The 22,375-nt window shown below is 67.7% G+C and carries 20 protein-coding genes; 10 read left to right on the forward strand and 10 right to left on the reverse strand.

Annotated elements, in window-relative coordinates; translation table 11 throughout:
* Positions 1 to 69: 69 nt before the first annotated feature.
* Positions 70 to 300: a twin transmembrane helix small protein gene (locus tag ASF16_RS13275; RefSeq protein ID WP_056169145.1), complete on the reverse strand. Its 231-nt coding sequence runs from the start codon at positions 298 to 300 to the stop codon at positions 70 to 72.
* Positions 301 to 315: 15 nt separating this feature from the next.
* Here ASF16_RS13275 and ASF16_RS13280 point away from each other — a divergent pair, with 15 nt between their 5' ends.
* The 5 genes from ASF16_RS13280 to ASF16_RS13300 are packed head-to-tail and all read left to right on the forward strand — an operon-like array spanning position 316 to position 4,489.
* The gene (locus tag ASF16_RS13280) at positions 316 to 1,107 is read left to right on the forward strand and encodes an SURF1 family protein (RefSeq protein WP_056167737.1); all 792 of its coding nucleotides are present in this window, start codon (positions 316 to 318) and stop codon (positions 1,105 to 1,107) included.
* Positions 1,049 to 1,795, forward strand: coding sequence for a hypothetical protein (locus tag ASF16_RS13285; protein ID WP_056167740.1), 747 nt, complete (start codon positions 1,049 to 1,051; stop codon positions 1,793 to 1,795). The genes ASF16_RS13280 and ASF16_RS13285 overlap by 59 nt, the downstream gene beginning before the upstream one ends.
* Positions 1,795 to 2,976 carry a heme A synthase gene (locus tag ASF16_RS13290; RefSeq protein ID WP_056167743.1) on the forward strand — a complete coding sequence of 394 codons (1,182 nt, stop codon included), beginning with the start codon at positions 1,795 to 1,797 and terminating at the stop codon, positions 2,974 to 2,976. Before ASF16_RS13285 ends, ASF16_RS13290 begins: the two co-directional genes overlap by 1 nt.
* A complete protein-coding gene (gene cyoE, locus ASF16_RS13295; protein ID WP_056167746.1) occupies positions 2,973 to 3,872 on the forward strand; it encodes a heme o synthase in 900 nt (299 codons plus the stop codon). The genes ASF16_RS13290 and cyoE overlap by 4 nt, the downstream gene beginning before the upstream one ends.
* Before the next feature lie 5 nt (positions 3,873 to 3,877).
* Positions 3,878 to 4,489: an SCO family protein gene (locus tag ASF16_RS13300; RefSeq protein ID WP_056167749.1), complete on the forward strand. Its 612-nt coding sequence runs from the start codon at positions 3,878 to 3,880 to the stop codon at positions 4,487 to 4,489.
* Positions 4,490 to 4,616: 127 nt separating this feature from the next.
* On the opposite strand, the gene ASF16_RS13305 is transcribed toward ASF16_RS13300, so the two are convergent.
* Together ASF16_RS13305 and rpoH are read right to left on the reverse strand one after the other, a co-directional pair.
* A complete protein-coding gene (locus ASF16_RS13305) occupies positions 4,617 to 5,675 on the reverse strand; it encodes a tripartite tricarboxylate transporter substrate binding protein (RefSeq protein WP_056167751.1) in 1,059 nt (352 codons plus the stop codon).
* A 133-nt stretch (positions 5,676 to 5,808) separates the two neighbouring features.
* Positions 5,809 to 6,750 carry an RNA polymerase sigma factor RpoH gene (gene rpoH, locus ASF16_RS13310; protein WP_056167754.1) on the reverse strand — a complete coding sequence of 314 codons (942 nt, stop codon included), beginning with the start codon at positions 6,748 to 6,750 and terminating at the stop codon, positions 5,809 to 5,811.
* A gap of 491 nt (positions 6,751 to 7,241) precedes the next feature.
* On the opposite strand from rpoH, the gene ASF16_RS13315 reads away from it, so the two are divergent.
* Both ASF16_RS13315 and ASF16_RS13320 read left to right on the forward strand, forming a co-directional pair.
* Positions 7,242 to 7,529, forward strand: a complete 288-nt coding sequence (locus ASF16_RS13315; protein WP_056167756.1) for a hypothetical protein — start codon at positions 7,242 to 7,244, stop codon at positions 7,527 to 7,529.
* 93 nt (positions 7,530 to 7,622) lie between these two features.
* A complete protein-coding gene (locus tag ASF16_RS13320; protein WP_056167760.1) occupies positions 7,623 to 7,916 on the forward strand; it encodes a hypothetical protein in 294 nt (97 codons plus the stop codon).
* Between the two features lie 112 nt (positions 7,917 to 8,028).
* On the opposite strand, the gene ASF16_RS13325 is transcribed toward ASF16_RS13320, so the two are convergent.
* On the reverse strand, positions 8,029 to 10,686 hold the full coding sequence (locus tag ASF16_RS13325) for an EAL domain-containing protein (protein WP_056167762.1): 2,658 nt from the start codon (positions 10,684 to 10,686) through the stop codon (positions 8,029 to 8,031).
* 119 nt (positions 10,687 to 10,805) lie between these two features.
* Positions 10,806 to 11,777 carry a signal recognition particle-docking protein FtsY gene (gene ftsY / locus ASF16_RS13330; RefSeq protein ID WP_369817151.1) on the reverse strand — a complete coding sequence of 324 codons (972 nt, stop codon included), beginning with the start codon at positions 11,775 to 11,777 and terminating at the stop codon, positions 10,806 to 10,808.
* 552 nt (positions 11,778 to 12,329) lie between these two features.
* Here ftsY and ASF16_RS13335 point away from each other — a divergent pair.
* From ASF16_RS13335 to rsmD, 3 genes are read left to right on the forward strand one after another with little or no spacing between them, the layout of a single operon-like run.
* Entirely contained in the window at positions 12,330 to 13,763 is a 1,434-nt protein-coding gene (locus ASF16_RS13335) for a pitrilysin family protein (RefSeq protein ID WP_056167766.1), read from the forward strand.
* A 21-nt stretch (positions 13,764 to 13,784) separates the two neighbouring features.
* Complete coding sequence (locus ASF16_RS13340; RefSeq protein ID WP_056167768.1) at positions 13,785 to 15,131, forward strand: pitrilysin family protein; 1,347 nt, start codon at positions 13,785 to 13,787, stop codon at positions 15,129 to 15,131.
* The gene (gene rsmD / locus ASF16_RS13345; protein WP_056167771.1) at positions 15,128 to 15,826 is read left to right on the forward strand and encodes a 16S rRNA (guanine(966)-N(2))-methyltransferase RsmD; all 699 of its coding nucleotides are present in this window, start codon (positions 15,128 to 15,130) and stop codon (positions 15,824 to 15,826) included. Before ASF16_RS13340 ends, rsmD begins: the two co-directional genes overlap by 4 nt.
* A gap of 77 nt (positions 15,827 to 15,903) precedes the next feature.
* Here rsmD and xdhB read toward each other — a convergent pair whose 3' ends face one another.
* From xdhB to ASF16_RS13370, 5 genes are all read right to left on the reverse strand, one after another.
* Positions 15,904 to 18,357 carry a xanthine dehydrogenase molybdopterin binding subunit gene (gene xdhB, locus ASF16_RS13350; RefSeq protein WP_056167774.1) on the reverse strand — a complete coding sequence of 818 codons (2,454 nt, stop codon included), beginning with the start codon at positions 18,355 to 18,357 and terminating at the stop codon, positions 15,904 to 15,906.
* Positions 18,354 to 20,012: a xanthine dehydrogenase small subunit gene (gene xdhA / locus ASF16_RS13355; protein ID WP_056169152.1), complete on the reverse strand. Its 1,659-nt coding sequence runs from the start codon at positions 20,010 to 20,012 to the stop codon at positions 18,354 to 18,356. Before xdhA ends, xdhB begins: the two co-directional genes overlap by 4 nt.
* A 164-nt stretch (positions 20,013 to 20,176) precedes the next feature.
* Positions 20,177 to 20,998, reverse strand: coding sequence for a precorrin-6A synthase (deacetylating) (gene cobF, locus ASF16_RS13360; RefSeq protein ID WP_056167775.1), 822 nt, complete (start codon positions 20,996 to 20,998; stop codon positions 20,177 to 20,179).
* Entirely contained in the window at positions 20,995 to 21,837 is an 843-nt protein-coding gene (gene cobM, locus ASF16_RS13365) for a precorrin-4 C(11)-methyltransferase (RefSeq protein ID WP_056167778.1), read from the reverse strand. Before cobM ends, cobF begins: the two co-directional genes overlap by 4 nt.
* Positions 21,834 to 22,364, reverse strand: a complete 531-nt coding sequence (locus ASF16_RS13370) for a cobalamin biosynthesis protein (RefSeq protein WP_056169156.1) — start codon at positions 22,362 to 22,364, stop codon at positions 21,834 to 21,836. Before ASF16_RS13370 ends, cobM begins: the two co-directional genes overlap by 4 nt.
* Positions 22,365 to 22,375: the final 11 nt, after the last annotated feature.

Genomic DNA, 22,375 nt, shown 5'->3' on the forward strand with positions numbered 1-22,375 from the left:
GGGAATGTCAGGGCTGGCGCCAGGGGCTGCTTGGACGCCAGTGGCCAGTGTTCAGACCATCCAGAGCCTTCAACGGCTCGCCGGCAGACCGGTGGGCTGGATGTACCCGAGCTTCCAGGCCAACAGCAGGCACAGAAACAGCACAATGGACAGTCCCACCCGAACCGCCAGCGCCTTGGCCATGTGGTTGCCTTTGGCCCTGTCGTCCTTGTCGCTGCGGCCATTGCGCATCATGAAGAACAGGGCCGAAGCCAAGCTGGCCAAAATAGCGATGAACGCCACCACCACAAGATATTTCATGGAGTCCATTATCCCGTGACCGCTATCCAACGTCCTGTGGGCCTGCGTTTCTGGCTGATCGCCCTGGCCGCGCTGGTGGGCATGGCCGTTACGGCGTCGCTCGGGCGCTGGCAGCTGTCGCGCGCTGCAGAAAAGGAATCCCTGCAGACCGCTCTGGATGAGCGCGGGCGGATGCCCGCCATCGATGGCTCCAGCCTGTTCCTCAGCGCGGGCCCAGCCGCCGCTGCGTCAGCGCCGGGCAGCCAGGCGCTGGTGCACCGTGCGGTGGTGCTGGAAGGGCGGTGGCTGCCCGAGCACACCGTCTACCTCGACAACCGCCAGATGCAGGGCCGCCCCGGGTTCTTCGTGCTGACACCGCTGCAACTGAGCGCGCCGGGCGGTGGCGTGGTGCTGGTACAGCGGGGTTGGGCACCGCGCAATTTTCAGGACCGCACCGCACTGCCGCAAATCCAGACCCCTGCCAGTGCGGTAGTCCGCGTCGAAGGGCGCGTGGCTGCGGCGCCATCGCGGCTTTATGAGTTCCAGGGCGCCGATAGCGTTCAGGGGTCTTCCCGCATCCGGCAAAATCTCGACCTGGCAGCGTACCGCACCGAAACCGGTCTTGCGCTCGCCAATCTCACGGTGCTCCAAACCGGCGCAGCGAGCGAAGGCTTGCAACGCGACTGGCCCGTGGTCGGCGCCGGTGTCGACAAACACTACGGTTACGCATTTCAATGGTTCGGGCTCTGCGGCCTGATTGCACTTCTCTATGTCTGGTTCCAACTCGTCCGACGGTTCATTCGCCCGCGCAGCCAGCCTGCCGCCTGAGGGCCAGGGGGACGAGCATCCCCTGGGCCTGACCGTGCACACGCTGCCTGCTGCAGGCGATGCGGTGGCGTCGGCGCAGCGCACGCACCACGGCCGCTGGAAGATGCTGGGCGTGCTGCTCATCTGCGCGGCCCCGGTCGTCGCCTCTTACTTCACCTACTACGTGATCCGCCCCGAGGGCCGGCGCAACTACGGCGAGCTGATCGATCCCCAGCGCACCATGCCCGCGTTGACCGCGACGGCGCTGGATGGCAAACCGGTGCAGCTGTCGTCGCTCAAAGGCCAATGGCTCTTGGTCAGCGTCGCCGGGGGCGCCTGCGATGCGGCGTGCCAGAAGCACCTGTACCTGCAGCGGCAACTGCGTGAGAGCGTCGGCAGGGAAAAGGACCGTGTGGACTGGGTGTGGCTCGTGAACGATGGCGCCCCGATCCCTGCCGAATTGCAGCCAGCGATTCAAAAAGCCACGGCGCTGCGGGTGGATGGCGCGGCATTGAGCGCCTGGTTGGCCCCGGCCGACGGCCACCAGATAGCCGAGCACCTCTACGTGGTGGACCCCATGGGTAACTGGATGATGCGCTTTCCGGCCGCCATGGACAGCAGCGGCGCGGCCAAGGCCAAGCGTGACCTGGAACGCCTGCTGCGCGCCTCGTCGTCCTGGGACGAGGCCGGCCGGCCCGGAAAGCCCTGATGGACGCGTCACAGCCCCTGTACGACCTCGCTCCGCTGGCCCGCATGATGCTGCTGGGCGTGGTGATCGCCCTGGGCCCGCTGGCTTGGGTGGGGCTGCGCAACCGCGGCAGCTCACCGCTGCGCCGTCTGCAGGCCCTCACGGTGCTCACGCTATTCCTCACCTTCGATCTGGTGCTGTTCGGTGCGTTCACGCGCTTGACCGACTCGGGCCTGGGCTGCCCCGACTGGCCCGGCTGCTATGGCAGCGCGAGCCCGGTCGGCGCGCGCACCGAGATCGCTGCGGCGCAGGAGGCGATGCCCACGGGCCCGGTCACACACGGCAAGGCCTGGGTCGAGATGATCCACCGCTATCTGGCCACCGGTGTCGGCGTGCTCATCATCGTGCTGACGGTGTCTGCCTGGGTGCAGCATCGCCGCGCTGCGCGGGGCGAGGGCGAGCGACCGCCGCTGAGCCCCTGGTGGCCGACGTTCACGCTGTTCTGGGTGTGCCTGCAGGGCGCCTTCGGTGCGCTGACAGTGACCATGAAGCTCTTTCCTGCCATCGTCACGCTGCACCTCATTGGCGGCCTGGTGCTGCTGGCGCTGCTGTGTGTGCAGGCCGTGCGCCACACCCACAGCGCGCTGGGCAAGGCGCCCGTGGGCATCTCCGCCGGTCTGCGCCGTGGGTTGGTGTGGACGGGCGTGTTGGTCAGCGCGCAGGTGGTGCTGGGCGGCTGGGTCAGCACCAACTACGCGGTGCTGGCCTGCACGACCTTTCCCACCTGCCAGGGCAGTTGGTGGCCCGACATGGAGTTTGCCCAGGGCTTTCAGATCTGGCGCGCGCTCGGCATGCTGCAGGACGGCAGCCACATCAGTTTTGCGGGCCTGACCGCCATCCACTACGTCCACCGGCTTGCGGCCTATGTGGTGCTGCTGGCGCTGGGCCTGACCGCATGGCGCCTGCACCGCACCGGCGCGCTGCCGGTACAGGCGCGGTGGCTGGCGGGCCTGGCGCTGCTGCAACTGGCCACAGGCTTGTCCAATGTGGTGCTGGACTGGCCCCTCGTCGCCGCCGTGCTGCACACCGGTGGCGCCGCGGCGCTGGTGGTGGTGCTGACCTGGGCGCTGGCGTCCAGCCGCGTGGCCGCTGCCACCCACAATGTCCCCGCGCGTTCGAGCGCATCGAGAGTCTCCGCATGACCGCTGCCCCCGCCCTTGTCTCCCCGCCGTCACGCTTTGCGCAGTTCTATGCGCTGACCAAGCCGCGCGTGGTGCAGCTCATCGTGTTTTGCGCGCTCATCGGCATGGTGCTGGCGGTGCCGGGCATGCCCACGGCGGCGCAGTTCGGTCTGATGGTCATCGCCTGTCTGGGGGTGTGGCTGGTGGCCGGCGCGGCGGCGGCCTTCAACTGCATCGTGGAGCAGGGTATCGACGCCAAAATGAAGCGCACCGCCTGGCGCCCCACGGCCAAGGGCGAGCTGTCCAACGCCCAGACGCTGCTGTTTTCGGCCGCGCTGTGCGCAGCCGGCTCGCTGCTGCTCTACTTCTGGGTGAACCCGCTGACCATGTGGCTGACTTTCGCCACGTTCGTCGGCTATGCCGTGATCTACACGGTGATCCTCAAACCCCTCACGCCGCAGAACATCGTGATCGGCGGCGCGTCCGGCGCCATGCCCCCGGTGCTGGGCTGGGCGGCCATGACGAACGATGTGGGCCCCGAGGCGCTGATCCTGTTCCTCATCATCTTCCTGTGGACGCCGCCGCACTTCTGGGCGCTGGCGCTGTACCGCGTGGAGGACTACCGCAAGTCCGGACTGCCCATGCTGCCCGTGACCCACGGCAACGAGTTCACGCGGCTGCAGGTGTTTTTGTACACGCTGATCCTGTTCGCTGGCTGCCTCATGCCCTTCGTGTACGGCATGAGCTCGTGGATCTACCTGGCGGCTGCGGTGGTGCTCAGCGCGGGCTTTTGCGGCTATGGCTTTGCGCTGTGGCGCAACTACTCGGACGCGCTGGCGCGCAAGACCTTCCGTTTTTCACTCATCCACCTGAGCGTGCTGTTCGCGGCGCTGCTGGTGGACCACTACGTGCTGTAAATACCATGCTCAAGAGAAATGCTCTCAAAACGATAGCTGTTGCCGCCCTGTCCATCAGCGGTGGCGGGCTTTTGACGGCATGCACAGAGAAGAAGGCCGAGTTCCGCGGCGTGGACATCACCGGCGCAGACTATGCCCGTGACCTGCCCCTGACCGACCACAACGGCCAGCCGCGCCACATCAAGGACTTTGCCGGCAAGGTGGTGGTGGTGTTCTTCGGCTTCACGCAGTGTCCCGATGTCTGCCCCACGTCGATGCAGGAGCTGGCCGAGGTCAAGCAGATGCTGGGCAAGGACGGCGAGCGCCTGCAGGGCATCTTCGTCACGGTGGACCCGGAGCGCGACACCCCCGAAGTGCTCAAGGCCTACATGACCAACTTCGACCCCAGCTTCCTGGCCCTGCGCGGCACGCCCGAAGAGCTGGCCGCCGTCGCCAAGGACTTCAAGATCTACTACAAGAAGGTCGACGGCAAGACGCCCACGAGCTACACGATGGACCACTCCGCCGGCAGCTACGTGTACGACACGGCAGGGCGCCTGCGAGTCTACAACCGCTACGGCAGCGGCGCGCAGGCGCTGGCTTCGGACGTCAAGGCGCTCCTGGGCGAGGCGGCCTGAGCCGGGCGGGCTGCCCGCCTCCATCACCTCCATCGCCCCGCCACGCCTGCGTCGGCAGTGCGTCGCGAAACGACAAAGGGCCCGCTTGCGGGCCCTTTGTGATGGTCATGGGTGCACCCCAGTGCCTTTACTCAGCCTTGATGCCCCGCATGGCGATCACACCGCCCAGCAGGTTGGTGTCGGCCTTGATGCGGTTGGCCAGGCCTTCGGGCGAGGTGCCCACCACCTGCCAGCCCTGCTGGAACAGCTTGCTGCGCACATCCGGGCTGCGGGCGATCTCGCTGATCAGCGCCGCCACCTTGGCCTGGATGGGCTTGGGCATGGTGGCCGGGGCTGCGAAGGCGTTCCAGATTTCCAGGTTGAAGTTCGTGATGCCCGCTTCCGCGAGGCTCGGTACATCCGGCACCAGCGGGCTGCGGCCCGCGGACGTGACGCCGATGGCGCGCAGCTTGCCGGCCTTGACCTGGGCCTGGGCCAGGGCGGGCGGCAGCAGCGCCATCTGCAACTGGCCGCCCAGCATGGCCGTGGCTACCTGGGGATAGCCGGGGTAGGGCACGTGCACGGGGTTGATGTTGCTGCGCGACTTGAGCAGTTCGGTGCCGATGTGGCCGACCGTGCCCACGCCCGGCGTGCCGTAGCTCCACTTGTCGCCACCATTGCGGGCGGCCACGAAGAATTCGCGCGCATCGGCCGTTGCCGACACGCCCGGCTGGCTCACAGGCGCGGTCAGCACCAGCGGCGAGGTACCGATCAGGCTCAACGGCGCCAGGTCCTTGATCGGGTCGTAGGGCACGGCCGGATTGAGCATCTTGGCGATGGTCATGTTGCCGTTGATCATCAGGCCGATGGTGTGGTCGTCACGCGCCTTGGCCACCGCATCGGCACCGATGTTGCCACCCGCGCCCACCTTGTTCTCCACGATCACCGGCTGGCCCAGCGCTTTGGACAGGGGCTCGGCGATGGTGCGTGCCGTCAGGTCCGGGGAAGAGCCTGCGGGAAAGCCGACGATGATGCGCACCGGCTTGGTCGGCCAGGCCACGGATGCCGCAGCCGCAGCGGGAGCAGCCGCCGCCGCTGGTTTGGTGGCGGGCTTCTGGGCGGACTGCTGCGCTAGGGCCCAGGGTGACAGGGCGGCAAGCGCCAATGCCAGGGCGGCGCGGCGGGGAACAGGGCGTGACAAGAGCATCTCCTTGGAATTATTCGTTCGGGAGGCTGGAATGGCAAAGGGCCCCGACGGGGCCCTTTGGTGTGTATACCAGCCGCGAAGCAGCGATGTTAACGCGCTACTTCGTGCTGCCGCTGGCAAACCGTGCGCATGCTTATGCGTATTCCGCCAGCGCCTTCTTCATCTTCTTCATCGCAGCCACTTCGATCTGGCGGATGCGCTCAGCGCTGACTCCATAGACAGCAGCCAGTTCGTGCAGCGTCATGCCGCCCGAGCCGTCGTCGTTGACCTTGAGCCAGCGCTCTTCCACGATACGGCGGCTGCGGTCGTCCAGGCTTTCCAAGGCCGTGGCGATCCCATCGGTGGCCAGCGCGTCACGCTGGCGCGACTCGATCATGGCGGTGGGCTCATGCGAAGCGTCGGCCAGGTAGGCGATGGGGCCGAACGCCTGTTCGCCGTCATCCGATGGAGCGGGGTCCAGCAACACGTCGCCGCCCGACATCCGGGTTTCCATCTCGATCACTTCTTCGCGCTTCACATTGAGCTGCGCGGCCACCGCGTTGATCTCGCTGTCCGACAGGGTGTCACGGTGCGTCGCAGCGTCGGCGGCTGCAGCGTCGGCCTTGAAACCCTGCTTCATGGACCGCAGGTTGAAGAATAGCTTGCGCTGGGCTTTGGTGGTGGCCACCTTCACCATGCGCCAGTTCTTCAGGATGTATTCGTGGATCTCGGCCTTGATCCAGTGCATGGCGTAGCTCACCAGGCGCACGCCCTGTTCGGGGTCGAAACGCTTGACGGCCTTCATCAGGCCCACGTTGCCTTCCTGGATCAGGTCGCCGTGGGGCAGGCCATAGCCCAGGTACTGGCGAGCGATCGACACCACCAGGCGCAGGTGCGACATCACCAGGCGTCCGGCGGCATCCACGTCATTGTTGTCACGCAGTTGGCGGGCGTAGGTTTGCTCTTCCTCGGGGGTGAGCAGGGGCAAGCGGTTGACGGCCGAAATATAGGCGTCCAAATTGCCCAATGGGGGCACCAGCGCCCAGGGGTTGGAAGGCGCCAAAGTCGTCGTCGCGGTTCCATACTGAATGTTCATTCCAGGAATCCTTTCCTCTAAGCCGTGAATATTAGCACTCGTTCAGATCGAGTGCTAAACCACAAGTTCCCTCTGGTTGTTCGTCCATGGTGCCATGGCCCGCATGACGTCGGGAGTAGGGCGGCATGCGTCGCGAGTGTCGGCCAATTCGCACGCAGGCCATTGATTCATATAGGATTAATGTGAGCTTTGATCCCATCTAATGACTGCAAGTGACCTCCAATAGGCGCGGTCATTGCTGCAAATGATGCAGCTAACCGCCCGCATTTTTGGTGATTCTTGCGTCGGCTATCTGCAATTCAGCGTGGGAAACGATTGTTGCCATTTACAGAACAGTCAGTTCGCGACCGGACGGTTTTTCTTTGAACACCACCGGCGTACAGTTCAAACCATCGATGAGCCGAACCCGCAAGGCGACTCACCGAGCCCGGTTCAAGAATTGTTTTGTCCCGGCTTTATTGAGACGCTTTTTAACTTCAAGGACTTTCATCATGAACAACACCGCACGCTTCCTCTCCATCGCCGCCGTTGCCGCTTTCGCTTCCTTCGGTGCACAAGCCGACGAAGCCGACGCTTCGCAATACGTGTCCAAGTTCGAAACCAACCGCACCCGCGCCGAAGTGGCTGCAGAAGCTGCCACCGTCGCCCAGAACCGCAGCATCGAGCCAGCAGGTTCGCGCGTCGTGACCTCCAAGTCCACCGCTGATCGCGCTGCCGTGCGTGCCCAGGCTGCCGACGCTGTGCGCACCGGCCAGATCCCTTCGGGTGAGCAGGGTTGATCTGAATCCAATCGATTCAGCGTCCCGTATCACTGAGTACCTAGGTACTTTCGATCCTCATCTTTATTCACCCGATTGCACAGGAGTTCCATCATGAACAAGACCGCACGTTTCCTCTCCATCGCCGCTGTGTCCGCTTTCGCTGCCTTTGGCGCCCACGCTGACGAAGCCGATGCTTCGCAGTTCGCTGCCAAGTTCGACACCAACCGCACCCGTGCCGAAGTGGCTGCAGAAGCCACCAGCGTGGCCCAGACCCGCAGCATCGAACCCGCAGGCTCCCGCGTGGTGACTTACAAGTCCACCGCTGATCGCGCTGCCGTGCAGGCCCAGGCTGCCCAGGCTCTGCGCGCAGGCCAGATCTCGTCGGGCGAAATCAGCGCGATGTAATGGCTGGGCTCTGGCCCCGCTGACAAGAAAGGCGCCTCGGGCGCTTTTTTTGTGGCTATGCGCACTGTGCGCCGCCGGGCGCTGGCCGGGGGCAAAGCTTGCGAGGTGCAAATCAGCCAGGCAACGATGATTCGCGCGCCTGCCGCTCGAACACATCGAGCGCCAGCGGCCTCCCGAACAAGTAGCCCTGAAAAGACCTGCAGCCGTGCGCCAGCAGAAACTCATGGTGCGCCGTGGTCTCCACCCCTTCGGCGATCACGTCCAGCCCCAGGCTGTCCGCCAGCGCAATGATCGAACGCGCAATCGCTGCGTCGTTGGGCTCCTGCAGTACCCCGCGCACAAAGCCCTGGTCGATCTTGATCTGGTCCAGTGGCAGGCGCTTGAGGTAGCTCAGCGACGAATAGCCCGTGCCGAAATCGTCCAGCGAAAAGCCCACGCCGTGGGCTTTCAGGGCGCGCATGGTGGCGATCACGCTGTCCACGTTGTCCAGCAGCAGGCTCTCGGTCAGCTCGAGCTTGATGCGCGTGGGGTCCGCCCCCGTGTCCTGCAGCAGCTGCAGCACCTGGGCCACAAAGTCGTCCTGCAAGAACTGCCGCGCGCTCACGTTGATGGCCAGCGCCAGCCGGGCCAGGGCAGGGTCCTCGCGCCAGAGCGCCTGCTGGCGCAGTGCGGTCTGCATCACCCAATGGCCCAGCGGCACGATCTGGCCGGACTCCTCGGCCTGCGCAATGAACTCCGCTGGCGGCACCATGCCGCGCACCGGGTGCATCCAGCGCACCAGGGCTTCGGCGCCGATGACGTGCCCGCGGCTGTCCACCTGCGGCTGGTACAGCAGCACAAACTGCGATTGCCGCAGGCCCGCATGCAGTTCGGCTTCCAGCTGGGCGCGGCGGTTCACCGCCTGCTGCATGTCGGGGTCGAAAAACCGCAGGGTGTTGCGCCCGGCGTCCTTGGCGCGGTACATCGCCATGTCTGCCTGTTTGAGCACTTCGTCCACCGAGTCCTGGTGGCCCCGCAGCAGCGTGATCCCGATGCTGGCCGAAAAATGGTGCTCGTGGCCTGCCAGGACCGAGGGTTGGCGCAACTGGGCCAGGATCAGCTCGCCCAGCGTGCGGGCTTGCGCGGCGGCTTCGGCCGCATCGCTGCTCAGGGCCTGCAGCACCACCACGAACTCGTCGCCGCCCAGGCGCGCCACGGTGTCCTGTTCGCGCACGCAGCGGCGCAGCTGCTCGGACACTTCCCTGAGCAGCAGGTCGCCCACCTCGTGCCCGCGGGTGTCGTTCAGTGTCTTGAAGTTATCCAGGTCCACAAAAAGCACCGCCGTGGTCAGGCCCGAACGCGCGCCGCTGGCCAGCACCTGCTGCAGACGGTCCACCAGCAGGCGCCGGTTGGGCAACTGGGTCAATGCGTCGTAGAACGCCAGGTACCGCGCCTCGTCTTCGGCCGCCTTGCGCCCCGAGATGTCGATGTCGATGCAGAACATCTCGGCCGGCTGCCCCGGCACCTGGATGTAGGCGTGGCTGGAAAACACGTGCACGGGCGTGCCGTCTTTGCGCCGCAATTGCAGCTCGCCCGCGGGGATGGCCTCGCCGGTGGCGAACATCTGTTGCACGTTGCCGCGCACCACCTCGCGCATCGGCGGCGGGATGATCAGGTCCAGCAGGTTGCTGCCCAGCGCCTCTTCGGCCGTGTAGCCATACAGGTGCTCGGAAGCCTTGTTCCAGTAGCTCGTGGTGCCGTCCGCCAGGTAGCCCTGCACCGAGATGGATGGGATGTTGCGCAGCAGCGAACGAAAGCGCAGCTCCGACTCGCGCAGCGCGCTTTCGGCCTGCTTGCGGTGGGTGATGTCGCGCGCAAGAAAGGCCACGGCCGCCAGCCCACCCACCTTCACGCCCAGTGGCTGCGTCCGGCCTTCGAAATGCCGCAGCCCCGACTGCGTCTGCATCTCGTACTCCATGCTGTGGGTCTGGCCCGATTGCAGCGTGTCGGTCACCAGCCGCAGAAAGCGGTCTGCCTGCGCGGCAGGCAGCACGTCGTGCAGGCGTTTGCCGATCAGCTGTGCAGGGCTGGCCGCGAGCGATGCATCGTCGGACGACAGCACTTCCACATAGCGCCCCTGCGCATCGAGCACCAGCAGCACATCCGGGATCGCATGCGCAATGGCACGCAGCCGGGCGGCGCTGCCGGCCAGGGCAAGCTCGGTGGCCAAGCGCTGCTCCACGTCGCGCAGCAGCAGGCCCAGCGCCACTGTGGCAGGAGTAAAGGTCAGCAAAAAGGGCAGAGCCAGCGTCTCGTTCACCCGCGCCACCGCGGCGGGCGGCAGCCACTGGAACACGCCGAGCAGCGCCACATGCACCAGCAGCCCGAACAGGGCCAGCGGAAGCAGGTTCACGCTCAGGCGCCCGCGCGTGCGCGCTTCGCGGTAAAGCAGCCCCAGCACCGTGCACAGCGCGATGCTGGCCAGGCCGACCTCGGTACCGCCACCGCCCAGCCACAGCCGGCCCGCAGCAGCCATGGCGGCGGCAATGCAGGCCACCAGGGGGCCGCCGAACAGGCCCGCCATGCTGAGCACCACCGAGCGTGCGTCGAAGATCACCCCTGGCATCAACACCACCGGAGTCAGCATGCCGACCACGCAGATGCCGCCAAACAAGACCCCGGAGACGGCCTGTCCGGTCAACGGATGATGGCGCCACAGCCGGATGCTAGTGCTGTGCAGAAAACACAGAGCCAGCAGCAGGGCGAGACCTTTGACCAGCTCAATGAACATGGGCCTTCCACACGTTTTCTTCTGGACGGAAAAGGTCCATCATGGGGGAATAACCGTGATCCGTAAACGTGAAAATGGCCCCGGCAAGGGGCCATGGCGCGCCGTGGAGGCTGCCGGATTCAGCTCAGCAGTGCCTGGGCGAATTCGCGTGCGTTGAAGGTTTCCAGGTCTTCCAGCTTCTCGCCCACGCCGATGAAGTACACCGGGATCGGGCGCTCCTGCGCAATGGCGGCCAGCACGCCGCCCTTGGCCGTGCCGTCGAGCTTGGTCACGATCAGGCCGGTGAGCTGCAGTGCATCATCAAAAGACCGCACCTGGGCCAGCGCGTTCTGGCCGGTGTTGCCGTCGATGACCAGCAGCACCTCGTGCGGTGCCGTGGCATCGGCCTTGGTCACCACGCGGCGGATCTTTTTCAGCTCTTCCATCAGGTGCAGCTGCGTGGGCAGGCGGCCGGCGGTGTCCACCAGCACCACGTCCTTGCCGCGTGCCTTGCCGGCCGTCACGGCATCGAAGCTCACGGCGGCCGGGTCGCCCCCTTCCTGGCTCACGATCTCCACCGTGTTGCGGTCGGCCCAGACACCGAGCTGCTCGCGCGCCGCGGCGCGGAAGGTGTCGGCCGCGGCCAGCAGCACGGCGGCGCCTTCGTCGGCCAGGTGCTTGGTGAGCTTGCCGATGGACGTGGTCTTGCCCGCGCCATTGACGCCCGCCACCATGATCACGGTGGGCGTGAACTCGCCGATGACCAGCGGCTTTTCCAGCGGGCGCAGCAGGTCGGCCAAAGCGTCAGCCAGCAGGCCCTTGACCGCTGCAGGGTCGGTGGCCTTGGCATCCTTCACCCGGCGCTTGAGGTCCTGCAGCAGGTGCGTGGTGGCCTTGACGCCCGTGTCGGCCATGAGCAGGGCTTCTTCCAGTTCTTCGTACAGCGCATCGTCGATCTGAGTGCCGGTGAAGACCGTGGTGATGCTGGTGCCGGTCTTGCGCAGGCCGGACTTGAGGCGGTCGAGCCAGCCCGTGCGTTCGGCAGGGGCGGCGGCGATGGCTGCAGCGGGGGCTGGTGCTGACACCGGCACTGGCACTGGTGTGGGCGCCATGAACGGCGCGAGCGGAGCCCGAGCCGGAGCCGGAGATGGTGCGACGGCCGGGGTGGACGGCGCGGGCGCAGGGACGCGAGCGGCGGGCGCCAGAGCGGGCGCTGCGGCAGGCGGCGTCACCGCAGGGGGCGCAAGCACAGGTGCCGCTGCAGGTACCGCCACGGGCGCAAACACCGGCGTGGACACCGGCGCAGGTGCCGGTGTAGGTACCGGGGCGGCTACCGGCGTTGAGGGTGGCGGCTCCGCCGTCTTGTTGCCAAAAGGATTGCGCAGCCAGCCGAAGGCCGAGGGGGCTGGCGCTGCGACTGGCGCAACGGGTTGCACGGCCCCGGAAGCCGCTGGGGCAGGCGCGGCAGGCCAGGGCGGCACAGGCGCCGCAGTCGGGGCGGGGGCCGCCGATGGAGGGGTTAAAGGGGCTGGGGGCGTGGTCGGCGCGGCTGTGACCGGAGGGGCGGCCGCAGGTGCGGCGGCTTCCGGGGCCGGGGTGGACTCGGGGGAGGGCTTTTTCTTGAAAAAACTGAACATTGGCGGGTTCTTAGAATCAGCCATTCTATGAAACGCGCTTTCACCCTTCTGGCCCTGGTGGCCTGCCTCTCGTCCGGGGCTGCCTTTGCGGCGACCACCCCGGCTGTTCCAACCCCCGCCACGCCGTCCAGTACGGCCTCTGGCGCAGAGCTGTTCACGCTCAAAAACGGCATGCAGCTCATCGTGCAGCCGGACCGCCGCGCACCCACCGCGGTGCACATGGTGTGGGTGCGCGTGGGTTCCATGGACGAGGTCGATGGCGTCACGGGCGTCGCCCACGTGCTCGAGCACATGATGTTCAAGGGCACCAAGACGCTGCCGCCCGGCGACTTCTCGCGCCGCGTGGCCGCCCTGGGCGGGCGCGAAAACGCGTTCACCAGCCGCGACTACACGGGCTACTACCAGCAGATCCCGTCCAATCGGCTGGAAGACGTGATGAAGCTCGAATCCGACCGGTTTGCCAACAACCAGTGGCCGGATGAGGAATTCAAGAAAGAGCTGGAGGTGGTGAAGGAAGAGCGCCGCCTGCGCACCGAAGACCAGCCCCGGGCCGTGCTGTCCGAGCAGCTTTTTGCCACCACCTTCATCGCATCGCCCTACCGCCGCCCCATCATCGGGTGGATGAGCGACCTGGATGCGCTCACCCCCAACGACGCCCGCGCCTTCTACCGCCAGTGGTACACGCCCACCAACGCGGTGGTCGTGGTGGCTGGCGACGTAGACCCCGCCAAGGTGCGCGCCTGGGCCGAAAAGTACTACGGCAGCATCCCCGCCCATGCGCTGCCCGAGCGCAAGCCGCGCATCGAGCCCGTACAGCAAGGCATGCGCCGCATCGCCGTCAAGGCCCCGGCCGAGCAGGCCTACGTGGCGCTGGCGTTTCGCACGCCCAGCCTGGAGCGGCTGGACAAGCTCACCGACGCCGACAACGATGCTCTGGCATTGATGGTCCTGTCGGCCGTGTTCAGCGGCTATGACGGTGCCCGCCTGGACCGCGCCCTGACCCAGGGCGAGAACCGTGTGGCCGACAGTGCCAGCAGCGGCGCCATGGTCACCGGCCGCGGTCCCAGCCTGTTCATGCTCAGTGGCGTGCCCGCTGCGGGCAAGACCGCGCAGCAGGTCGAAGACGCGCTGCGCGCCGAAGTCACCCGCGTGGCGCGTGACGGCGTGAGCGAGGCCGAACTGGCACGGGTCAAGACGCAGTGGATCGCCTCCACCGTGTACGAACGCGACTCCGTGATGAACCAGGCCCAGGAGCTGGGCGGCAACTGGATCCAGGGCTTTCCGCTCGACGCCAACGAGCGCCTGCTGGCGCTGCTGCGCACCGTGACGCCAGCCCAGGTACAGGCCGTGGCCGCCAAGTACTTCGGCGACGACCAGCTCACCGTGGGCACGCTGCTGCCCCAGCCCCTGGAGGGCCTGCGCGCCCGCCCCACACTGCCCCCTGGCACCGTGATCCGTTGAACAAGCCTTGGGCCATTGCACATGATTACTATCAAAAATATAGCTGCTCGCGCTTGCCTGATAAGCGCTGGAGTGGTTTTTTATTCAAACCCTGCCTGGGCGTTGCTGCCCATTCAGCACTGGACGGAGGCGAACGGCGCCAAGGTCTATCTGGTCGAAAGCCCGGTCATCCCCATGGTGGACGTGCAGATCGACTTCGACGCCGGCAGTCGCCGCGATCCTTCCGGTAAAGAAGGCTTGGCCAGCGCGGTGGCCACCATGGCATCGAAGGGCGTCAAGGCTGTGGGCAGCGAGCCCGCGCTGGACGAGAACGGCCTGGGCGAGGCCTGGGCCGACCTGGGCGCGAACTTCGAGGCCGGTGCCGAGAACGATGCACTTCACTACTCGCTGCGTTCGCTCACCGACCCGCCGCTGCTCGACAAGGCCGCCCGCCTGGCCGCCCGCCAGATCGGCGAGCCCAGCTGGCCTGCCGACGTGTGGCCACGCGACCGCGCCCGCTGGACCGCCAGCCTCAAGGAAGCGGCCACGCGTCCAGCGACCGTGGCGGGCTACGCATTTGCATCGGCCGTGTACGGCACCCACCCGTACGGCCTGCGCACCACGGAAGAAAGCCTCATGCGCGTCAACATCGCCGACATGCAGACCTTTCACACCCAGCTCATCGCAGCTTGCCGTGCCAAGGTCAGCATCGTGGGCGCCGTGTCGCGTGCGCAGGCACAGACGCTGGTGGCCACGCTGCTCTCGCGCCTGCCCGCCACGTCGGGCTGCGCGCCGTTGCCAGCAGTTGGCGAGATCAACGCGCTGACTGCGCCGGCCGAGCAGAACATCCCGTTCGCGTCGGCTCAGGCCCATGTTCTGATCGGCCAGCCCGGCTTTCAGCGCCGCGACCCGGACTTCGTCGCGCTGCTGGTGGGCAACCACATCCTGGGCGGCGGTGGCTTCGTCTCGCGCCTGACCAACGAGGTGCGTGAAAAGCGCGGCCTCTCGTACAGCGTGTACAGCTACTTTGCCGCCGGCATGCATGCGGGTGCCTTTACCGTGGGCCTGCAGACCCGCCCGGACCAGGCGGCCCAGGCCGTCAAGGTCTCGCGCGAGGTCATCGCCCGCTTCGTGGCCGAAGGCCCCACCGAGGCCGAGCTGCGTGCCGCCAAGGACAACCTCATCGGCGGCTTCGCACTGCGCATCGACAGCAACAAGAAACTGCTGGGCAACGTGGCCAACATCGCCTGGAACGACCTACCGCTCGACTACCTGGACAAGTGGACCCAAAAGGTCGATGCCCTCACGGTGGCCGAAGTGCGCGCCGCCATGGCCCGCAAGCTGCAGCCCGAGCGCATGGTGACCGTAGTGGTGGGAGGCAAGCCATGAGCCGCTCCACCCTGCGCCCCAGCGACCTGCCCGGCGGCAAAAACGCGGGCGCAACCGCCGCGTCTACAGCGAAGCCGAAAGGTCCCCAAAGCAATGCCGCACCCACCGACCCGGCCGTCCATAAGGGCGCGGGCGAGATCCGCATTATTGGCGGCCAGTGGAAACGCACCCGCCTCGCAGTCGCCCGCCATCCCGGCCTGCGCCCCACGCCAGACCGCGTGCGCGAGACGTTGTTCAACTGGCTCGGCCAGGACCTCACTGGTTGGCGCTGCCTCGACGCCTTCGCCGGCACCGGCGCCCTGGGCCTGGAAGCCGCATCGCGCGGCGCCGCGGCGGTCCAACTGGTGGAGAACGATGCCTCCCTGGTGGCGCAGCTCAACACCCAGCAACAGCGCTTGAAGGCCACCACCGTGCGGGTGACCCGCGGCGACGGCCTATCTGCCCTGCAGCAGGCCGGGCCCGGCAGCCTCGACCTGATCCTGCTCGACCCGCCGTTCGGCAGCGATATCTTTGGCAAGGCACTGCAGGCCGCAGCGCGTGCCGTGGCCCCCGATGGGCATATCTACCTGGAGGCACCGCGGGTGTGGGTAGATGAGGAGCTGGCGGATTGGGGGCTGGTGGTGCACCGGCATCTGAAGGCGGGGGCGGTGCATGCCCATCTGCTGCGCCGGGGAGCGGCGGCTACCGCCGCCTGAGCGGCGATGTGCTGGCATGGCGGTGTGGCCCTACACGCCGTCCGCTATTGCCCAGCCTGATTGGCCCGCACCCTGGCTCAGTTGCCTAATCGCCCCAGCGCCTTCAGTACATTCTCCGCCGTCGCAGGCGCTGTCAACACCACCGGCGCTTGCGCTGCTTCATCGCCAGCGCGCCCGGCAGCCACCGCGTTGCGCAGCGCCTCGTACACGCTGATCGCCAGCATGAACGGCGGCTCGCCCACGGCCTTGCTGCCGCCCACGTTGTCTTCGCGGTTGGCCTCGGGCCACAGGGTCACGCGGAAGTGCGCGGGGATGTCGCCCGTCGCCGGGATCTTGTACGTGCTGGGGGCGTGCGTGACCAGGTACCCCTTGTCGTTCCACACCAGCTGCTCGGTGGTGAGCCAGCCCATGCCCTGCACGAAGCCGCCTTCGATCTGGCCGATGTCGATGGCCGGGTTGATGCTGTGGCCCACGTCGTGCAGGATGTCCACGCGCGTCACGCGGCTCTCGCCGGTGAGGGTGTCGATGACGACCTCGGAGCATGCCGCGCCGTAGGCGAAGTAGTAGAACGGCCGGCCGGTGAGCGTGGCCTTGTCGTAGTGGATCTTGGGCGTGCGGTAGAAGCCGTCGCTCCACAGCTGGATGCGGTTGGCGTACGCTTCTTTCACCACGTCGTCGAACTGCCGCACTTTCTTGGGCGAGATCACCTGCCCGCCTTCGAAGCGGATCGCACCCGCGCCGCAGGTGTCGAGCCCCGACACGAAAGCTGCAAGGTTGTCGCGCACGTTGCGCGCTGCGAACTGGGCTGCGCGGCCGTTCAGGTCGGTACCGCTGCTGGCGGCGGTGGCGCTGGCGTTGGGCACCTTGCTGGTGTCGCTGGCGGTGACCAGCACGCGGGCCAGCGGCACGCCCAGCTCGTCGGCCACGATCTGCGCGACCTTGGTGTGCAGGCCTTGGCCCATCTCGGTGCCGCCGTGGTTCACCTGCACGCTGCCGTCGGTGTACACGTGCACCAGCGCGCCGGCCTGGTTGAACAGGGTAGCGGTGAAGCTGATGCCGAACTTGACCGGGGTGATCGCAAGGCCCCGCTTGAGCACAGGGCTGGTGGCGTTCCACGCCGCAATCGACGCCTGTCGCTGGCGGTAGTCGGCGTCGCGCTCCAACTGGGGCAAAAGCGCGTGCAGGATGTTGTCCTCCACCGTCATCTGGTAGTGGGTAACGTTGCGGCCTTCGGATGCGTCCTTGCCGTACAGGTTGACCATGCGCACGTCCTGCGCATCCCGGCCCAGCGCGCGCGCGATGTCGCCCAGGATGGCCTCGATCACGATCACGCCCTGCGGGCCGCCGAAGCCGCGAAACGCCGTGTGGCTTTGGGTGTTCGTCTTGCAGCGGCACGAGGCTATCTCCACGTCGCTCAGGTAGTACGCGTTGTCGCTGTGGAACACGGCGCGGTCGGCCACGGGGCCCGACAGGTCGGCGGAAAAGCCGCAGTTGGCCGCCATCTGCAGCTTCAGGCCCGTGATGCGGCCGGTGGCGTCAAAGCCCACGTCGTAGTCGTACGCGAACGGGTGGCGCTTGCCGGTGACCATGAAGTCTTCGTCGCGGTCCAGGCGCAGCTTGATGGGGCGGCCGAATTTGTTCGCGGCCACGGCCGCCCACACGGCCAGGTGGCCGGCCTGCGTCTCTTTGCCGCCGAAGCCGCCACCCATGCGGCGGCATTCGACCTTGACCGCGTGGTTGTCGATGCCCAGCGCGTGTGCCACCCAGTGCTGCACCTCGCCGGGGTGCTGGGTGCTGGAGTAGATCCACCACTGCTTTTGCTCCAGCGGCAGGGCGTAGGCGATCTGGCCTTCGAGGTAGAAGTGCTCTTGCCCGCCGACTTCGAACTGGCCGCTCAGGCGGTGTTCGGACGAGACCAGGCCTGCGGCCGCGTCGCCCCGGCGCACGAACACTGGCGGCAGCACATAGCTCTGGGCCGCCAGCGCGTCCTGCACGGTGAGCACGGCGGGCAGGGGTGTGATGTCGAGCTTCACCGCCCGCACCGCGCGGCGCGCCTGCATCACCGAGTCCGCCACGACGAGGCCGATGACCTGGCCGATGTGCTGCACGGTGTCGATGGCGAACACGGGCTCGTCGTGCGCAAAGGCGGCCAGCAGCTTGTCGCCCGGCACGTCGGCCGACAGCACCACGCCGCGCACGCCGGGCAGTGCGAGGGCGGCACTGGCGTCCACGCTGTTCAGCTTGCCGTGAGCGACGGTGGACAGGATGGGCGCGGCGTACAGCGTGCCCTTCACCTCGGGAAGGTCGTCAATGTAGTGGGCAGCCCCGGCCACCTGGGCGCGTGCGCTTTCGTGGATGTGGGACTGGCCCATGGCACGCAGGCTGGGCGCGGGGACCGGGGCGGAGGGTGCGCCGGCAGCCGTCGGGGGCTGCGGGTCGGCGGCGTGGGCGTCGGCCGCTGCCACCATCGGGTCGTCGCCTGCGTCGCGGCTCACGGGCAGGCTGGTGGAGCCGTTGTCGCGCTGGTTCATACGGTGGCCTCCAGGCGGAAGTTCTCCACGCTCACCACGTCTTCGCCCTGGCTTTCGAGCCAGAAGCGCTGCAGCAGGCTGGCCAGCACGGTGCGGCGGTAGGCGCCACTCGCGCGCATGTCGGAGATGGGGTTGAACTCGGCCTGCAGCGCCTGCACGGCGCGCTGCACGGTGTCGGCATTCCAGGGCTGGCCAGTCAGGGCGGCTTCGGTCTGTCGGGCCCGCGCGGGCGTCGCGGCGACGCCGCCAGCGCCGATGCTGGCATGGCGCACCACACCCGCGTCGATGTCGAGGTTGATGACCAGGCACACGGCGGAGATGTCGTCGTCGAAGCGTTTGGAAATTTTGTACGCGCGCAGCGCCTCGGTCACGCCGGGGCGCGGCACGACGATGCGCACCAGCAGCTCATCGGCCGCCATCACGTTCTGGCGGTAGCCTGTGTACAGGTCTTCCAGCGGCAGCGTGCGCTCGCCGCGCGCACTGCTGGCCAGCACCACCTGGGCGCGCAGCGCGATCAGCAGCGGCATGGAGTCGCCAATCGGCGAGCCGTTGGCCACATTGCCGCCCAGCGTGCCCGAATTGCGCACCGGCAGGCCCGCAAAGCGCGCGGCAAAGCTGTGCAACTGGGGCCACTGGGCCTTGAGCACCGCGAACGCCTCGGTCAGCGATACGGCGGCGCCGATGGCGATGTGGTGCGCATCCCGTTGCACCTTGCGCAGCTCGGCCGCGCGGGTCACATCGAGGATGCGTTCGTACTGCTTGTGCTGCTTGGTCACCCACAAGCCGACATCGGTGCAGCCGGCCACGATTTGCGCGCCGGGGTGGGCGGCGCGGGCGGCCAGCAGTTCAGGCAGTGTCGTGGGGGCGATGTAAGAAGAATCAGGCGCTGCCGCTGGCCCTGATTCATTCATTTGCTGCAATTTCTGTAGCAAGAGCGTTTCGTTGACCGCTACGGGGGGCAGTGCGGCCATCTGCTGCGCTGCGTCGAGGATGGGGCGGTAGCCCGTGCAGCGGCACAGGTTGCCCGAGAGGTCTTCCTGCGCCATCTCGCGGGTGATGGGCTGGATGGTCTGGATGGGGTGGGTGGCCTGGGTGGTGCAGCCCACGGCCTGCAGGGGCACGACGTGCCGCTGGTACATGCCAAACAGGCTCATCACAAAGCCGGGGGTGCAGAAGCCGCATTGGGAGCCATGGCACTGCACCATGGCCTCCTGCGCAGGATGCAAACCTGCTGCGCGAACGGTGGGCGTCGTTGCGCGGTGCTCGGAATCCTCATGGACCTGAATGTCCATTCCGGTTCCTGCGCTCCGTGCGCCTAGCCCGCCGTCCGCTCGCGACGGTTTGGGCGGTTCATCAGCCGGCTGAATCAGTGGGTCTTCCGCCAAGTCCTCCACCGTCCACAGCGCCATGCCGTCCACCGAATGCGCCAGGCGTATGCAGCTGTTCACCGCGCTGTAGTGCACATGGCCGTCGCGCGGTTCGCCCAGCACCACCGTGCAGGCGCCGCAGTCGCCTTCGCCGCAGCCTTCCTTGGTGCCCGTGCAGCCCAGGTCTTCACGCAGCACCTCCAGCAGTGTGCGGTCGGGCGGTATGTGGTTCAGCACCACGGGCTGGCCGCGGCGGATGAAGCGAATAAGGCGGTGGGGCGTCGTCATGCGTGGGGCGGCCCGGGGTCCGGGCAGGTAGTCGTCAGAAGGATAGTTCCAGAGCGTATGCGCACCGCGCAGCGCCCACATAAGCGCGAGCGTATAACGAGGATGCCCGGCGCGCTATGGGTTTCTGATGTTGCGGCTGGGCAGGACGGCACCGGGCCGCGCCATCAGCCCTCGTGGGCAGGCTGGCGGCGCAGCAGGTAGATGTCCATGATCCAGCCATGGCGCGCGCGGGCCTGGGCGCGCGCGCTGTCGATGCGCGGGCCGGCATCGGCCAGCGGGCCGCTGTCAAGCAATTGCTGGGGCATGCCCAGGTAGGCGCCCCACCAGATGTGCAGCCCTTCAGCTGGCAAGGTGGTGAAGCTGCACTGCCCGTCGAGCATGACCACGGCCGTGTCCACCCCGGCGGGCCACCCGTGGTCGCGCAGTTGGCGGCCGGTGGTCACCACGAAGGGCTGGCCGATGTCGTTGAGTGCGATGGCGTGCGCCGCCGCCAGCGCCTGCACCGACGTGATGCCCGCCACCACCTGCACCTGTGCCGGCGCGGGCTGCAGGCGGGCCGCGATGCGCAGCGTGCTGTCGTACAGCGACGGGTCGCCCCACACCAGCAGCGCCACGCGCAGCGCTGCGCCATCGGCGGGCACAGGCAGGCGGGCCTGCGCCAGTGCACTGGCGATGGCCGCCTGCCACTGCTGCGTGATCGCGGCATGCCATTGGTCCACCTGGGCCAGGTAGTCGTCGCCCTCGCTGCGGCGCACCGGCATGTCGAAGCCGGCGATGCACGGCACTGCGGTGCCCGTCAGCACCGCATCGCACAGCGACTGCCGCAGGGCCGCCAGCTCGGCCTTGTCCTCGCCCTTGTGCGGCAGCAGGATCAGGTTGGCCGCGTTCATCGCCGCGATGGCCTGGCGCGTGAGGTGGTCGGGGTTGCCGGTGCCGATGCCGATGAGAGTCAGCGCGACGGGGGGCAGGGCCTGTTCGGCGCTCATGCGGAGGGCGCGTCCAGCGGCTCGTCGCGGGCGGTGTCCAGCGCCGTGCCGCCCCGCACATCGGTGGCCGGAAAGCGCGGCGCAGTGCCCAGGGGGCGATAGCGGCGGTCGTAGTCGGCGGCGTAGAGGCGGCTCTCGGCAAAGTCCTCGGCCTGCAGGCTGCGGCCCACCAGGATCAGCGCGGTGCGCTCCATGCTGGTGGCCACGGCCTGCGCCAGCGCGCCCACCGTGGTGCGCACCACGGTCTCGTCGGGCCAACTGGCGCGCCACACGATGGCGGCGGGGCAGTCGGCGCCGTAGTGCGGCAGCAGCTCGGCCTGCACCTTGTCGGCCACATGGATCGACAGGTGGATCGCCAGCACCGCGCCGGTGGCGGCAAACGCCGCCAGGTTCTCGGCCTCGGGCATGGACGTGGCGCGGCCCGAGGTGCGCGTGAGCACCACCGACTGGCACAGCCCGGGCAGCGTGAGCTCCGCGCCCAGCGTGGCCGCAGCGGCAGCGAATGAGGGGACGCCGGGCGTCACGGTGTACGGAATGCCCAGCACGCGCAGCCGGCGCAGTTGCTCGCCCATGGCGGACCACACCGACAGGTCGCCCGAATGCAGGCGCGCCACGTCCTGGCCCTGCGCATGGGCGACCTCGATCTCGGCCACGATGTCGTCCAGGCTCATGGCCGCCGTGTTGACGATGCGGGCGCCCGGCGGGCAGTGCGCCAGCAGGTCGCGCGGGATCAGCGAGCCGGCGTACAGGCAGACTGGGCACGCGGCCATCAGGTCGCGGCCGCGCACGGTGATCAGGTCGGCAGCGCCGGGGCCAGCGCCGATGAAATGCACGGTCATGCCGGTGCTCCTTGTAGTTCTTGAGATGGGCCCGTGGCATGCGGCAGGACAACCGCTGCGATGCCACAGGCCGGGTTGCCGGTGCGCCGGATGGCCACGGCCAGTGTGGCGCTGCCATCGGCGGCCACGAGGCGCGGCACGGCCAGCTCTGCCTGCGGGCCTGCAGCCGATAAGGCAGCTGCTTCGGCCACGCTGCCGGTGCCGTAGCGCGCCTGCAAGCGCGGCGATTGGGTGGCCACCGGTTGGCCGGCCAGGTCTGCGGCGGGTATTGCCCGTACCGGTACGGGCGGTGCGCTGCCGGCGATGCCCGACAGCCAGGCTGCGAGCGCGGGATGCGCCGCCTTGGTGTCGAGCACGGCCACGGCGCAAGGCCGCAGGTCGTCTGCAGCCCACGCCGCATCGCCCCGCAGCAAGGCCTGCGCCTGGGCCCACAGCGCGTGCAGCGCGGCGGGCTGCGCATGGGCCCGCAGGCCCACGCCCACCACCGTGCAGACGTGGTCCTGGCTCGAGGCGGAGTGGGGTGGCATCAGGTGGGTAT

It is taken from the genome of Acidovorax sp. Leaf78 (assembly GCF_001422735.1).
Taxonomy (GTDB): Bacteria; Pseudomonadota; Gammaproteobacteria; order Burkholderiales; family Burkholderiaceae_C; genus Acidovorax.

What these genes read in the sequence shown, in the direction of transcription:
- ASF16_RS13275 (WP_056169145.1), bottom strand. Translation starts at nt 300, where the DNA reads ATGAAATATCTTGTGGTGGTGGCGTTCATCGCTATTTTGGCCAGCTTG.
- ASF16_RS13285 (WP_056167740.1), top strand. Translation starts at nt 1,049, where the DNA reads ATGTCTGGTTCCAACTCGTCCGACGGTTCATTCGCCCGCGCAGCCAGC.
- ASF16_RS13290 (WP_056167743.1), top strand. Translation starts at nt 1,795, where the DNA reads ATGGACGCGTCACAGCCCCTGTACGACCTCGCTCCGCTGGCCCGCATG.
- cyoE (WP_056167746.1), top strand. Translation starts at nt 2,973, where the DNA reads ATGACCGCTGCCCCCGCCCTTGTCTCCCCGCCGTCACGCTTTGCGCAG.
- ASF16_RS13300 (WP_056167749.1), top strand. Translation starts at nt 3,878, where the DNA reads ATGCTCAAGAGAAATGCTCTCAAAACGATAGCTGTTGCCGCCCTGTCC.
- ASF16_RS13305 (WP_056167751.1), bottom strand. Translation starts at nt 5,675, where the DNA reads ATGCTCTTGTCACGCCCTGTTCCCCGCCGCGCCGCCCTGGCATTGGCG.
- rpoH (WP_056167754.1), bottom strand. Translation starts at nt 6,750, where the DNA reads ATGAACATTCAGTATGGAACCGCGACGACGACTTTGGCGCCTTCCAAC.
- ASF16_RS13315 (WP_056167756.1), top strand. Translation starts at nt 7,242, where the DNA reads ATGAACAACACCGCACGCTTCCTCTCCATCGCCGCCGTTGCCGCTTTC.
- ASF16_RS13320 (WP_056167760.1), top strand. Translation starts at nt 7,623, where the DNA reads ATGAACAAGACCGCACGTTTCCTCTCCATCGCCGCTGTGTCCGCTTTC.
- ASF16_RS13325 (WP_056167762.1), bottom strand. Translation starts at nt 10,686, where the DNA reads ATGTTCATTGAGCTGGTCAAAGGTCTCGCCCTGCTGCTGGCTCTGTGT.
- ftsY (WP_369817151.1), bottom strand. Translation starts at nt 11,777, where the DNA reads ATGGCGCCCACACCAGTGCCAGTGCCGGTGTCAGCACCAGCCCCCGCT.
- ASF16_RS13335 (WP_056167766.1), top strand. Translation starts at nt 12,330, where the DNA reads ATGAAACGCGCTTTCACCCTTCTGGCCCTGGTGGCCTGCCTCTCGTCC.
- ASF16_RS13340 (WP_056167768.1), top strand. Translation starts at nt 13,785, where the DNA reads ATGATTACTATCAAAAATATAGCTGCTCGCGCTTGCCTGATAAGCGCT.
- rsmD (WP_056167771.1), top strand. Translation starts at nt 15,128, where the DNA reads ATGAGCCGCTCCACCCTGCGCCCCAGCGACCTGCCCGGCGGCAAAAAC.
- xdhB (WP_056167774.1), bottom strand. Translation starts at nt 18,357, where the DNA reads ATGAACCAGCGCGACAACGGCTCCACCAGCCTGCCCGTGAGCCGCGAC.
- xdhA (WP_056169152.1), bottom strand. Translation starts at nt 20,012, where the DNA reads ATGACGACGCCCCACCGCCTTATTCGCTTCATCCGCCGCGGCCAGCCC.
- cobF (WP_056167775.1), bottom strand. Translation starts at nt 20,998, where the DNA reads ATGAGCGCCGAACAGGCCCTGCCCCCCGTCGCGCTGACTCTCATCGGC.
- cobM (WP_056167778.1), bottom strand. Translation starts at nt 21,837, where the DNA reads ATGACCGTGCATTTCATCGGCGCTGGCCCCGGCGCTGCCGACCTGATC.
- ASF16_RS13370 (WP_056169156.1), bottom strand. Translation starts at nt 22,364, where the DNA reads ATGCCACCCCACTCCGCCTCGAGCCAGGACCACGTCTGCACGGTGGTG.